The 11,714-nt window shown below is 68.9% G+C and carries 12 protein-coding genes; 9 read left to right on the forward strand and 3 right to left on the reverse strand.

Annotated features, from left to right (window positions below; genetic code table 11):
• On the reverse strand, window positions 1-440 hold a 440-nt coding region (locus A5789_RS05040), incomplete at its 3' end, for a hypothetical protein (RefSeq protein ID WP_156772987.1).
• Window positions 441-844: 404 nt separating this feature from the next.
• Here A5789_RS05040 and rimP point away from each other — a divergent pair.
• From rimP to A5789_RS05080, 9 genes are all read left to right on the forward strand, one after another.
• Window positions 845-1,498 carry a ribosome maturation factor RimP gene (gene rimP, locus A5789_RS05045; RefSeq protein ID WP_064904149.1) on the forward strand — a complete coding sequence of 218 codons (654 nt, stop codon included), beginning with the start codon at window positions 845-847 and terminating at the stop codon, window positions 1,496-1,498.
• Window positions 1,495-2,523 carry a transcription termination factor NusA gene (gene nusA, locus A5789_RS05050; RefSeq protein ID WP_063014867.1) on the forward strand — a complete coding sequence of 343 codons (1,029 nt, stop codon included), beginning with the start codon at window positions 1,495-1,497 and terminating at the stop codon, window positions 2,521-2,523. Before rimP ends, nusA begins: the two co-directional genes overlap by 4 nt.
• Window positions 2,524-2,586: 63 nt before the next feature.
• Entirely contained in the window at window positions 2,587-2,967 is a 381-nt protein-coding gene (locus tag A5789_RS35300; RefSeq protein WP_082857046.1) for a YlxR family protein, read from the forward strand.
• Between the two features lie 120 nt (window positions 2,968-3,087).
• The gene (gene infB / locus A5789_RS05055) at window positions 3,088-6,051 is read left to right on the forward strand and encodes a translation initiation factor IF-2 (protein WP_064904151.1); all 2,964 of its coding nucleotides are present in this window, start codon (window positions 3,088-3,090) and stop codon (window positions 6,049-6,051) included.
• A 101-nt stretch (window positions 6,052-6,152) separates the two neighbouring features.
• Window positions 6,153-6,443, forward strand: coding sequence for a DUF503 domain-containing protein (locus A5789_RS05060; RefSeq protein ID WP_063019065.1), 291 nt, complete (start codon window positions 6,153-6,155; stop codon window positions 6,441-6,443).
• Window positions 6,444-6,466: 23 nt separating this feature from the next.
• Complete coding sequence (rbfA, locus tag A5789_RS05065; RefSeq protein ID WP_030513162.1) at window positions 6,467-6,910, forward strand: 30S ribosome-binding factor RbfA; 444 nt, start codon at window positions 6,467-6,469, stop codon at window positions 6,908-6,910.
• A 97-nt stretch (window positions 6,911-7,007) separates the two neighbouring features.
• On the forward strand, window positions 7,008-8,024 hold the full coding sequence (locus A5789_RS05070; protein ID WP_063019063.1) for a bifunctional oligoribonuclease/PAP phosphatase NrnA: 1,017 nt from the start codon (window positions 7,008-7,010) through the stop codon (window positions 8,022-8,024).
• A 75-nt stretch (window positions 8,025-8,099) separates the two neighbouring features.
• A complete protein-coding gene (locus tag A5789_RS05075; protein ID WP_064904153.1) occupies window positions 8,100-9,473 on the forward strand; it encodes an MATE family efflux transporter in 1,374 nt (457 codons plus the stop codon).
• Window positions 9,474-9,624: 151 nt separating this feature from the next.
• A complete protein-coding gene (locus A5789_RS05080) occupies window positions 9,625-10,584 on the forward strand; it encodes a metallophosphoesterase (RefSeq protein ID WP_104406554.1) in 960 nt (319 codons plus the stop codon).
• A gap of 171 nt (window positions 10,585-10,755) precedes the next feature.
• On the opposite strand, the gene A5789_RS05085 is transcribed toward A5789_RS05080, so the two are convergent.
• Both A5789_RS05085 and A5789_RS05090 read right to left on the reverse strand, forming a co-directional pair.
• Window positions 10,756-11,142: an S-adenosylmethionine decarboxylase family protein gene (locus tag A5789_RS05085; RefSeq protein ID WP_064904157.1), complete on the reverse strand. Its 387-nt coding sequence runs from the start codon at window positions 11,140-11,142 to the stop codon at window positions 10,756-10,758.
• A complete protein-coding gene (locus A5789_RS05090; protein ID WP_064904159.1) occupies window positions 11,142-11,681 on the reverse strand; it encodes a hypothetical protein in 540 nt (179 codons plus the stop codon). The genes A5789_RS05085 and A5789_RS05090 overlap by 1 nt, the downstream gene beginning before the upstream one ends.
• Window positions 11,682-11,714 lie beyond the last annotated feature (33 nt).

The raw sequence follows: 11,714 nt of genomic DNA on the forward strand, positions 1-11,714 counted from the left end.
CTCCTCGGCTCCGGTGCGGGCCGCCTCGTCCTTGTTGGCGATGACGACGTGCACATCGAAGGGGGCGGTTCGGCAACGGGGGGAGTCGCGGATTTCGGCTTGGTGCCGTCGCCGTATACGCCTACCGCGCGGTCGATTTCGGTGCGCAGCGCGTCGGCGTGCTGGGCGCGCTGGGCGGCGACGACGGTCAGCGCGGCGGTGTGCTCCGGTGCGGCGGCGATGGCCGCCTTCGCCCACACGGCGTCCGTACGCGCCGATTCCTCCTGCGACACAAGCACATCCGGTACCGACGGCTTGTCGTCCGAACAGGCCGCGACCGCACTCACGGCGACGAGCGCGACCACGCCACCTCCGGCCGAGCGCAACAGCGAGCGGCGGTCGAGGCGTGGGGGAACGGTCCGATCCGGCGGCACCGGAATCACATCGAGACGGCTGGGCACGCCTACATCGTGCCAGTGATCATCACGCGCCCTCGCGCCCAGCCCGCCGACATGCCTCACTCGCGCTCGTTCGCAGCCGGGACGGTCGTCCGTCCGCCCTGCTGAGCCCGGGTGCTGCCGGCGGTGCACGCCCGCGTGTCGCCGGCGGACCCGCCGAGGGATGCTTCCGGACGGAAGCGCTGGGGCGCGGCGGCCGCTCCGTTCCGGCGCACCCGAGACCGTCCGGCGGACCGTGGGCGCGCAGCAGAACCTGCCCCGGGCCGACTCAACCGGGTTGGCTGGTCCTTTACACTCTTGCAGCGCGTTACGCTAGACCTCCGGCGGAACAATCCGCGGGACATGCGCGCCGACCATGCCGTACCAGGACCAATACCGCGTCACAACTGAACCAGGAGCCGCCCCATATGCCGATGCCGACCGAGGAAAGGGTGAGCCAGCTCGTTGCTGGGCTCGTCGAACGCCGAGGGCTCGACCTCGAGGGCGTGCACATCACGGCCGCGGGCGGGCCGCAGGCGCGGGTGACGGTGACCGTCGACGGCGACGAAACCGTCGATCTGGACACGATCGCGGAAGTCAGTTCCGAGATCTCGGAAGTGCTCGACGACGCCGCCGATCTCGGCGAAACCCCCTATCTGCTGGAAGTCACCACTCCGGGTGTCGACCGCCCGCTGACCGCCCCGCGCCACTGGCGACGGGCTCGCGGCCGGAAGGTGCGGGTGCGGATGCGGCCGGGCGCGCAGGCCCCCGAGGGCGCGTCCACCTTCGACGCCCGCGTCGGCGCGAGCACCGACACCGAGGTGGCCCTGGTGCTGGGCGGTAAGCGCGCGCCCCGCCGGGTGAGCGTGGCATTGGCGGATATCGAATCCGCGGTCGTCCAGGTGGAGTTCTCCCCACCCGGTGCGGCGGAAATGGAACTGGCCGGGGGCGTGGCCGCGGGCCGCCCGGAACCGGGCGCCACCGATCAGGCAGTCGATCCGGCCGCATCCGCCGCCGGGGGAGAACACGCCGCCCGGGGAGAACACACAGAAGTTGCGCCGACCGAAGGGATCGTGGAATGAACATCGAAATCGAAGCCCTGCGTGCGATCGTCGCCGATAAGGGAATCTCGATGGAGACAGTGCTCTCCGCGATCGAGTCGGCTCTGCTGACCGCCTATCGGCACACCGAGGGCCACGAGCCCAACGCACGCATCGACATCAATCAGAAGACCGGCGTGGTGCGGGTGATGGCCACCGAGACCGATGCCGACGGCAATGTGGTCTCCGAATGGGACGACACCCCGGAGGGCTTCGGCCGCATCGCCGCCACCACCGCCCGCCAGGTGGTGCTGCAGCGCCTGCGCGACGCCGAGAACGAGAAATCCTTCGGTGAGTTCTCGACGCACGAGGGTGATATCGTCGGCGGCGTCGTCCAGCGCGATGCCCGGATGAACGCCCGCGGCACGGTCGTGGTGCGCATCGGCAGCGAGGCCAGCGGCGCCGAGGGCCTGATCCCCCCGGCCGAGCAGGTACCCGGCGAGACCTACGAGCACGGCGATCGCATCAAGTGCTACGTCTACGGCGTCTCCCGGGGCGCGCGCGGCCCGCAGATCACGCTCTCGCGCACCCACCCGAATCTGGTGCGCCGGCTGTTCGCGCTCGAGGTGCCCGAGATCGCCGACGGTTCGGTGGAGATCGTCGCCGTAGCCCGCGAGGCCGGCCACCGCTCCAAGATCGCGGTGCGCTCCACGGTGCCCGGGGTGAACGCCAAGGGCGCGTGCATCGGCCCGATGGGCCAGCGGGTGCGCAACGTGATGAGCGAGCTGGCGGGCGAGAAGATCGACATCATCGACTGGGCCGAGGATCCGGCCGCCTTCGTCGGGAATGCACTGAGCCCGTCGAAGGTTGTCTCGGTCACGATCGTCGATCCGGAGGCTCGTGCCGCCCGGGTCGTGGTCCCCGATTTCCAGCTGTCGCTGGCGATCGGCAAGGAAGGTCAGAACGCCCGGTTGGCCGCGCGATTGACCGGTTGGCGCATCGATATCCGCTCCGACGCCGCCCCCGACGTGGCCGGATCGCAGCGGCCGCACGCCCAGCACGGGTAGGCCGCGGCGAGACGGCAGTGCGAGTGCGGGGGTCAACGAGGGGCTGGATGCGGAGATCGGGACATGGCAGCGGTACAGTGGACACAGGCTCAGCGCGAGTCTTCGGTATCCGCACTTTCCGCCCAGGTCGGTGCTCGGGTGAAAACCCGAACTCCCGGCCCGGTCCGGACCTGTGTCGGATGCCGGAAACGCGAGCTGGCCGCCGATCTGTTGCGGGTCGTGGCGCAATCGCCCGGCAGCGCTCCCGACAGGGACGCCGTCGTCGCGATCGTTCCCGATCCGCGGCGCAGACTTCCCGGGAGGGGTGCCTGGTTGCACCCCGTTTCGGCTTGTCTGAGCATGGCAGAGCGGCGCCGAGCGTTCGGCAGAGCGCTACGAGTGTCCGGAAAACTGGATATCTCAGCCCTGGAGCACTACGTCGAGAACAGGCACGAGCACTCATGAGCACACCGTGAAGTACCAACGATGAACGGCCATCGAAGATAACCCGAGGTCGTGCGGGCGTCCTGACCCCTGAACGGGGAGCAAGAGACTGTCGCGCTCGACCTCTCAGTGAGGAGAGCAGTGGCAGGCAAGGCCCGCGTGCACGAGTTGGCTAAAGAACTCGGTGTCACGAGCAAAGAACTACTCGCAACGCTCAAGGAGCAGGGCGAGTTCGTGAAGTCGGCGTCGTCGACGGTGGAGGCACCCGTCGCGCGTCGGCTGCGGGAGTCGTTCGCGGCGAAGTCCGCCCCGTCCAACGGCTCCGCGAAATCCTCCGCGAAACCCGGTCCCGCCCAGGCACGTCCGGCCGCCAAGCCGGCCGGTGGCGCGACCCCGGGTCCGCGTCCCGGCCCCCGTCCGGCTCCGGCTGCGGCGCAGGCCGATTCGGCTCCCGTGGCCGAAACCCCCGCGGCGGCAGCGCGTCCCGATGCGGTGAAGCCCGGTCCGGCCGTCAGGCCCGGTCCGAAGCCGGCCGCTCCCGCGGCCTCCGCCGGTGCGGCGCCGTCGGCGTCCGCCCCGTCGGCTCCGGCGCAGCAGCCCGGTGCCCGTCCGGCCCAGGGCGCGCCGCGTCCCGGTCAGCCGCGCACACCCGGCGGACAGCAGGGTGCGCCGCGTCCGGCGACGCCCGGTCCCAAGCCCGGTCCGAAGACCCCGCGGGTGGGCAACAACCCGTTCTCCTCGGCGCCCGAGCGCCCGGCGCCGCGTCCGGCTCCCGGCCCGCGTCCGGGGCCCGGTCAGGGTGCGCCGCGTCCGGGTCAGGGCGGTCCGCGCCCCGGCCAGGGTGGCCCGCGTCCGGGCCCGGGTCAGGGTGCGCCGCGTCCGGCCGCAGGCCAGGGCGGTCCCCGTCCCGGTGGCCCGCGTCCGTCTCCCGGCTCGATGCCGCCCCGGCCGAATCCGGGTGCGATGCCCGCTCGTGCGGCCCGTCCGGGCCCGTCGGCGGGTCGTCCGGGTCGTCCCGGCGGTGCGCCGGGTGGCGGTGGCGGTCGTCCCGGCGGTGGCGGCGGCGGTAACTACCGCGGTGGCGGCGGTGCCGGTGGCGGCGGTGGCGCGGGTGCGCCCGTGGCCGGTGGTTTCCGCGGTCGTCCCGGTGGCGGCGGTGGCCGTCCGGGTGGTGGCGGCGGTCGCGGCGGTGCCGCGGGTGCCTTCGGCCGTCCCGGTGGCGCCCCCCGCAAGGGCCGCAAGTCGAAGCGGGCGAAACGCGCCGAATACGAGAACATGCAGGCACCGTCGGTCGGTGGCGTGCGGCTGCCGCGCGGCAACGGCGAGATCATCCGTCTCGCCCGCGGCGCGTCGCTGTCGGACTTCGCCGAGAAGATCAACGCCAACCCGGCCTCGCTGGTGCAGGTGCTGTTCAACCTCGGTGAGATGGTCACCGCGACCCAGTCGGTCAACGACGAGATCTTCGAGCTGCTCGGCGGCGAGATGAACTACGTCGTGCACGTGGTCTCGCCCGAGGACGAGGACCGCGAGCTGCTGGAGAGCTTCGACCTCAGCTACGGCGAGGACGAGGGCGACGAAGGCGACCTGCAGGTCCGCCCGCCGGTCGTGACCGTCATGGGTCACGTCGACCACGGTAAGACCCGACTGCTGGACACGATCCGCAAGACCAACGTCCGCGAGGGCGAGGCCGGCGGTATCACCCAGCACATCGGCGCCTACCAGGTCCTCACCAACGTCAACGACGAAGAGCGCCTGATCACCTTCATCGACACCCCGGGTCACGAGGCGTTCACCGCCATGCGTGCCCGTGGTGCCAAGGCCACCGACATCGCGATCCTGGTGGTCGCCGCCGACGACGGCGTCATGCCGCAGACGGTGGAGGCCATCAACCACGCGCAGGCCGCGGATGTGCCGATCGTGGTGGCGGTCAACAAGATCGACAAGGAAGGCGCGAACCCGGAGAAGGTCCGCCAGCAGCTCACCGAATACAACCTGGTGGCCGAGGAGTACGGCGGCGACACCATGTTCGTCAACATCTCGGCGCGTCAGGGCACCAATATCGAAGCCCTGCTCGAGGCCGTGGTGCTGACCGCGGACGCCGCACTGGACCTGCGGGCCAACCCGGATATGGACGCCCAGGGTGTCGCCATCGAGGCGCATCTGGACCGCGGCCGTGGTCCGGTGGCCACCGTGCTGGTGCAGCGCGGTACCTTGCGCGTCGGCGACTCGATCGTGGCGGGTGACGCCTACGGCCGCGTCCGCCGCATGGTCGACGAACACGGCGAGGACGTGGACGCGGCGCTGCCGTCGCGTCCGGTGCAGGTCATCGGTTTCACCTCGGTGCCGGGCGCGGGCGACAACCTGCTCGTCGTCGAGGAGGACCGCATCGCCCGCCAGATCGCCGACCGGCGCAATGCGCGCAAGCGCAACGCTCTGGCCGCGCGCAGCCGCAAGCGGATCAGCCTGGAAGATCTGGATGCCGCTCTGAAGGAGACCTCGGAGCTCAACCTGATCCTCAAGGGCGACAACTCCGGTACGGTCGAGGCCCTGGAAGAGGCGCTGCTCGGCATCGAGATCAGCGACGAGGTCCGGCTGCGGGTCATCGACCGCGGTGTCGGTGGTGTCACCGAGACCAACGTCAACCTGGCCTCGGCGTCGAACGCGATCATCATCGGGTTCAACGTCCGGGCCGAGGGCAAGGCCACCGAACTCGCCAACCGCGAGGGTGTGGACATCCGCTACTACTCGGTGATCTACCAGGCCATCGACGAGATCGAGAAGGCCCTCAAGGGCATGCTCAAGCCGATCTACGAAGAGGCCGAACTGGGTCGCGCCGAGATCCGCGCGGTGTTCCGCTCCTCGAAGTTCGGCAACATCGCCGGCTGCATGATCACCTCCGGGACGGTCAAGCGCAACGCCAAGGCCCGTCTGCTGCGCGACAGTGTGGTGATCGCCGATACGACGATCCAATCGCTGCGCCGGGAGAAGGACGACGCCACCGAGGTCCGCGAGGGCTTCGAATGCGGTATGACGTTGGGCTACAACGACATCAAGGAAGGCGACATCATCGAGGCCTACGAGCTTCGGGAGAAGCCGCGCGACTGAGTCGTCCACAGTGAACGAACGTCACGTTCGGTGCAGGCATTGACCGGACGTGACGTTCGCTTCGCCGGGCGCTGTGTCGCGATACGTGAAGAGGTGAGCCGTTGTTCGTCGGTGCGCTGGAGTTCGACATCCTGCTCGGCGATGTGCACTCGTTGAAGGAAAAGCGGTCGGTGATCCGCCCGATACTGGCCGAACTGCAGCGCTTCGGCGTCAGCGCGGTCGAGGGCGGAGATCACGATCAATACCGCCGTTCACAGTTGGGCGTCGCACTGGTCAGCGCCGAGATGGGACATCTCACAGCGGTGCTGGACAAGTGTGAACGCCACGTGGCGGCCCGTCCGGAGTTACAGTTGCTGGCAGTACGCCGCCGCATCTTCGGACCCGAAGACTGAATGACAAGTGAGGAGGGCCCGCCATGGTGGATCAGGCCAGGGCACGCCGACTCGCGAAGCGGATCGTCTCGATCGTCGGGACGGCGATCGAATACGAGATCAAGGATCCGCGGCTGCGTTTCGTCACCGTCACCGATGCCAAGGTGACCGGTGATCTGCGGGAGGCGACCGTCTATTACACGGTGATGGGTGAAACCCTCGCCGCCGAACCGGATTTCGCGGGCGCCGCGGCCGGACTGGAGAAGGCCAAGGGTGTGCTGCGGTCCAAGGTGGGCGCGGCCACCGGGATCAAGTTCACGCCGTCGCTGAGTTTCGTCCTCGACACGGTGCCGGATGCGGCGCGCGAGATGGAACAGCTGCTGGCGAAGGCCCGTGCGGCCGACGAGAAGGTGGCACAGGTCGCGGCCAACGCCACCCATGCCGGCGACGCCGATCCCTACAAACCCGACCCCGACGAGGAAGACTGACCGCGACGGCGGTCGACGCGGTGGACGGGCGGGGCTCGCGAGGCGGTTCCCCGGTTCTGTCGCCGGTGAGTCGAGCGCCGGAGAATCGAGCTTGGAAATGACAGCTGTGACGTCGTCGGCGGATCCGGCCGCGGCCGTCGAGGTATTGGCGGCCGCGCGATCGGTGACCGTGCTGTGTCATGTGCAGCCGGACGCCGATACCGTCGGCAGTGGACTGGCACTGGCGCAGGTGCTGCATCGGCGCGGTGTGCCGGTGCAGGTGTCCTTCGCCGAGCCGGCCGAACTCCCGGCATCGATGCGCTCGCTGCCCGGCGTGGAGTTTCTGGTACCCCCCGCACAGGTGGCGGAGCGAGTGGACCTGCTGGTCACCGTCGACTGCGGCAGCGTCGGGCGCCTGGGTGCGCTCGCGGACCGAATCGACGGCGCCGCAACCACTGTGGTGATCGACCACCATCGCTCCAACACCCGCTTCGGTGATGTGAACCTGATCGACGAGACCGCGGAGTCCACCACCAGTGTGCTGGCGCGGCTGTTCGACGCCTGGGGTGAGGAGATCGACCGGGACATCGCGCACTGCCTGTTCGCCGGTCTGGTCACCGATACCGGGTGCTTCCGCTGGGGCGGTCCGGGCACCCATTTGCTAGCCGATCGTTTGCTGGCCACCGGAATCGATGGCGCGGGAATCACTCGCACGCTGATGGACACCCATCCCTTCGGCTGGTTGCCGATGTTGTCGCGGGTGCTCGGATCGGCGCGACTGGAACCGCGGGCGGCCGGCGGCGCCGGACTGGTCTATGCCTTCGTCCGCAGCGACGACTCCTACGGATTGCGGTCGGAAGAGGTGGAAAGCGTCATCGACGTCGTCCGCACCACCGCCGAGGCGGATGTGGCGGCGGTATTCAAACAGTCCCGCACCGACGCCGGCTGCTGGACGGTATCGCTGCGCTCGCGCGACAGCGGTGTAGGCACCGGCGATGCCGTCGACGTCGCCCGAGTCGCGACCGGTCTGGGCGGTGGTGGCCACCGCTACGCCGCCGGCTATACGACATACGGGACGTCCGAAGACGTGGTTGCCGATCTGCTCGCGGAATTGGCCCCCGGCCGGGAGAGCTGAGCATGAGACGCGGCCGGTGGCCGGTAGCGGTCTCCGCGGACGTTCGCCGCGGTCGCCGGGGCCGGGCCTGAAGGCATGGTCGAGACACATCCCGAAGACGGTGTCACGGCCGTTGCCGGTGCCGCGCGCCACGATGCGGGTCCGCGGCGCATCCTCGGCATCGCGATCCCCACGCTGGGAGTGCTTGTCGCCGAACCGATCTACCTTCTCTTCGATATGGCGGTGGTGGGCCGGCTGGGAGCGCTGGCGCTCGCGGGACTCGCCGTGGGTGGCCTGATACTCGGTCAGGTCAGCACGCAGCTGACGTTCCTGAGTTACGGGACCACCGCTCGCTCCGCGCGCCGCCACGGCGCCGGTGACGAACGAGGCGCGGTTGCCGAAGGGGTGCAGGCGAGTTGGCTCGCGATGGCCGCCGGACTGGCGATCGTCGTTGTGCTGCAGGTGTTCGCACGACCCGTCGTGGATGTGATCGCGGGCGGCGCCGATATCGCGGACGAGGCGTTGCGCTGGTTGCGGATCGCGCTGTTCGGAGTCCCGTTGATCCTGCTCACCATGGCCGGTAACGGCTGGTTGCGCGGGGTGCAGCAGACGCGGCGTCCGCTGGTGTATGTGATTGCGGGACTGGTTGTTTCGGCACTGTTGTGCCCGCTGCTGGTGCACGGCCTGCTGGGGGCGCCCCGGATGGAACTGGCCGGATCGGCCGTGGCCAATGTGGCCGGGCAGGTCGTCTCGGCCGGGCTGTTCGTGGCCGCGCTGGTGCGCCGGCGGGTGCCGCTGCGGCCCCATCCGCGAGTCATGCGGGCGCAGTTGGTGCTCGGCCGGGATCTGATCGTCCGGAGTCTGGCGTTCCAGGCCTGTTTCGTTTCCGCCGGTGCGGTCGCCGCCCGGTTCGGCGCCGCCTCGGTGGCGGCGCACCAACTCGTGCTGCAGCTGTGGAATTTCCTTGCCCTGACCCTAGATTCGCTGGCCATCGCGGCGCAGACCCTCACCGGTGCGGCGCTGGGCTCCGGCGACGCATCCGGCGCGCGCGTGCTGGCCCGCCGGATCACGGTGTGGTCCACCCTGTTCGCGGTGGTGCTCGCCGTGATCTTCGCCGCCGGATACGCCGTCGTCCCCCAGGTTTTCACCGACGATCCGGCGGTCCTGGACCGCGTGCATGTGATTTGGTGGTTCTTCGTGCCCCTCATTCCCGCCGCCGGGGTGGTCTTCGCCCTCGACGGCGTGCTGCTGGGCGCGGGCGACGCCTCGTATCTGCGCACCACCACGATGGCCGCGGCGCTGCTGGGATTCCTGCCCGCGATCTGGCTGTCGCTGAGCTTCGACTGGGGTATCGCCGGGATCTGGTCCGGGCTGAGTGCCTTCATCCTGCTGCGCCTGATCGCGGTGAGCTGGCGGGCGCTGTCGGGACGCTGGGCTCGAGTCGGCAGTGAGATCCCGCGGTCGGTATGACCGAACACCACGACGCCCTATCCGGAAGCGTGTCGGTGCCCGGCCGCCGACGTGCGCACCGCGGACGGTGTGCGAAATACGCGGCGCCGGGTATGTCCGCACGCGAGGGTCGGGTGTGCTCGCATCACGATGATCATGGGATGGTGGAACTGTGATTCCTAAGTTGATGGCGGTGAGCGATATCCATGTCGGTCATCAGGGGAACAAACCGGTGGTCGAGCAGATCCGCGCGGATTCGCCCGAGGACTGGCTGATCGTCGCCGGCGACGTGGGGGAGAAGACCGACGACATCCGCTGGGCGCTACGCACCCTGCGGGAACGCTTCGCCAAGGTGATCTGGGTCCCGGGCAATCACGAATTGTGGACCACCACCAAGGATCCCGTGCAGATCAAGGGCGCCCCCCGCTACGACTACCTGGTCGCGCTGTGCCGCGACCTCGATGTGGTGACCCCGGAGGACGAATTCCCGGTCTGGGAGGGTGCGGGCGCCGAACAGTACGGCGGGCGGGTGACGATCGCGCCGCTGTTCATCCTCTACGACTATTCGTGGATGCCCGAGGGGGCGTACACCAAGGCCGAGGCGCTGGCCATCGCCCGGGACCGCAATGTGGTCGCCACCGACGAATTCCTGCTGGCCAGCGACCCCTACCTGACGCGCGACGCCTGGTGCCGGGCTCGCGTCCAGTACAGCAGGCGCCGGCTCGACGCGCTGGAACCCGATTCCGCGGTGGTGCTGATCAACCATTTCCCGATGCTGCGCGAACCCACCCGGATGCTGTTCTACCCGGAGTTCTCGCTGTGGTGCGGGACCGAGGACACCGCCGACTGGCACACCCGCTACAACGTGGTGTGCTCGGTCTACGGCCACCTGCACATCCCGCGCACCACCTTCTACGACGGTGTCCGGTTCGAGGAGGTCTCGCTCGGCTATCCGCGCGAATGGCAGCGCCGCGGCCTGCCGGACAAGCTCCTGCGCCAGATCCTGCCCGCCCCCGAATACGGGCCGGACGACCTGAACGAATGGGGCGGCCACTTCAAGATCACCCCCGAGATGCGGGCGGCCGCCGAGGAGATGCGCCGCCTCGCCGACCGCCGCCGCGGCGTGCGCTGACCGCGCGGCGTGCGCGCCGACCTGCGGTGACGAGCCGCAGCGGCGTGCGCGCGACGGCGCGTCACCACGTCACACAGTGGATTCTCGGCACCTCGTTGCACATGCGACCAGCATTCCCGGAGACGTATTCGCCGGCCGGTACAACAATTGACGTGCGTCTTCCGCCCCGCACTACCGGATGATGAGAGTTTGCCGAATCTCGTCCGAGCCGAACCAGTCCGCGCTGAACCGCAGCGCGAGTTCGGAGTCGAAGCGGCGGCAGGAGAAGATGTTCAGATAGGCGCGCCCGAGTTTCTCGCTGAAATGCCCTACGATGCTGGAGGTCTCGATCAACTGCACCAAGGTGTAGCCGGAGGTGACCGGATCGTCGTGGCCGAAGTGCTCGATTAGCGGCTCGCCGAAGGGCTTCATCTCGATCAGCTTGACCAATTCTCGAGCGTACCCCCTGATGGCCTCGGCGTCGCTGATCCCCTCCGGGGCGCAGCCACCCAGGTCCAGGATCAGTTCCATCCCGAAGGTCATCGGGCCGGCGCTGTCGTGCCGCCATCGGCGCGCCATCAACGCTCCCCGAATTCATAAGCGACGAATGTCTGTGTGTCGAGTGTCCGCAACCTCGGCTCGCTGTAGCGCCCCAGAATTCGCAGCGAGGACGCGAGCACGGCCTTCTCGTCGACATTGAACGCGCAGTAGTCCATGAGCGCGATGCCACCGGCGTCGCGCTGCGGGGCGGACATGGCCTCCAGCATGGCTGCGAAGCCGCCGCGCAGGTCGGGCCGGACACCGATGAAACCGATGTACCACAGCGTGCGGGCCGCAAAGTGCGCCGGATAGATCCGTCGGAAATAGGCGGGCGAGATCAGCGGCCACGCTTCCAAGTCGTTCGTCGACACACCGAGCCCGACGATGGTGTTGTCATCGTCGGTCAGTAGGTACTTGACGATCCGCTCATCACCCATGACGTCGATGAACTCGTCACGGCGCATGAGATGGCGCTGCGCCGCCATTGCATTGATCTCGGTGAACGTTTCACGATAGAAGGTCCACGCCTCGTCGAGGGCGGGCGTCGGACCTATTTCAGGCGCCTCGATGATCTTCACAGTCTGCTTCCGCCGAGAGCTTGGACAGAAGTG

Origin of the sequence: Nocardia sp. 852002-51101_SCH5132738, assembly GCF_001665695.1 — a bacterium.
Taxonomy (GTDB): domain Bacteria; phylum Actinomycetota; class Actinomycetes; order Mycobacteriales; family Mycobacteriaceae; genus Nocardia; species Nocardia nova.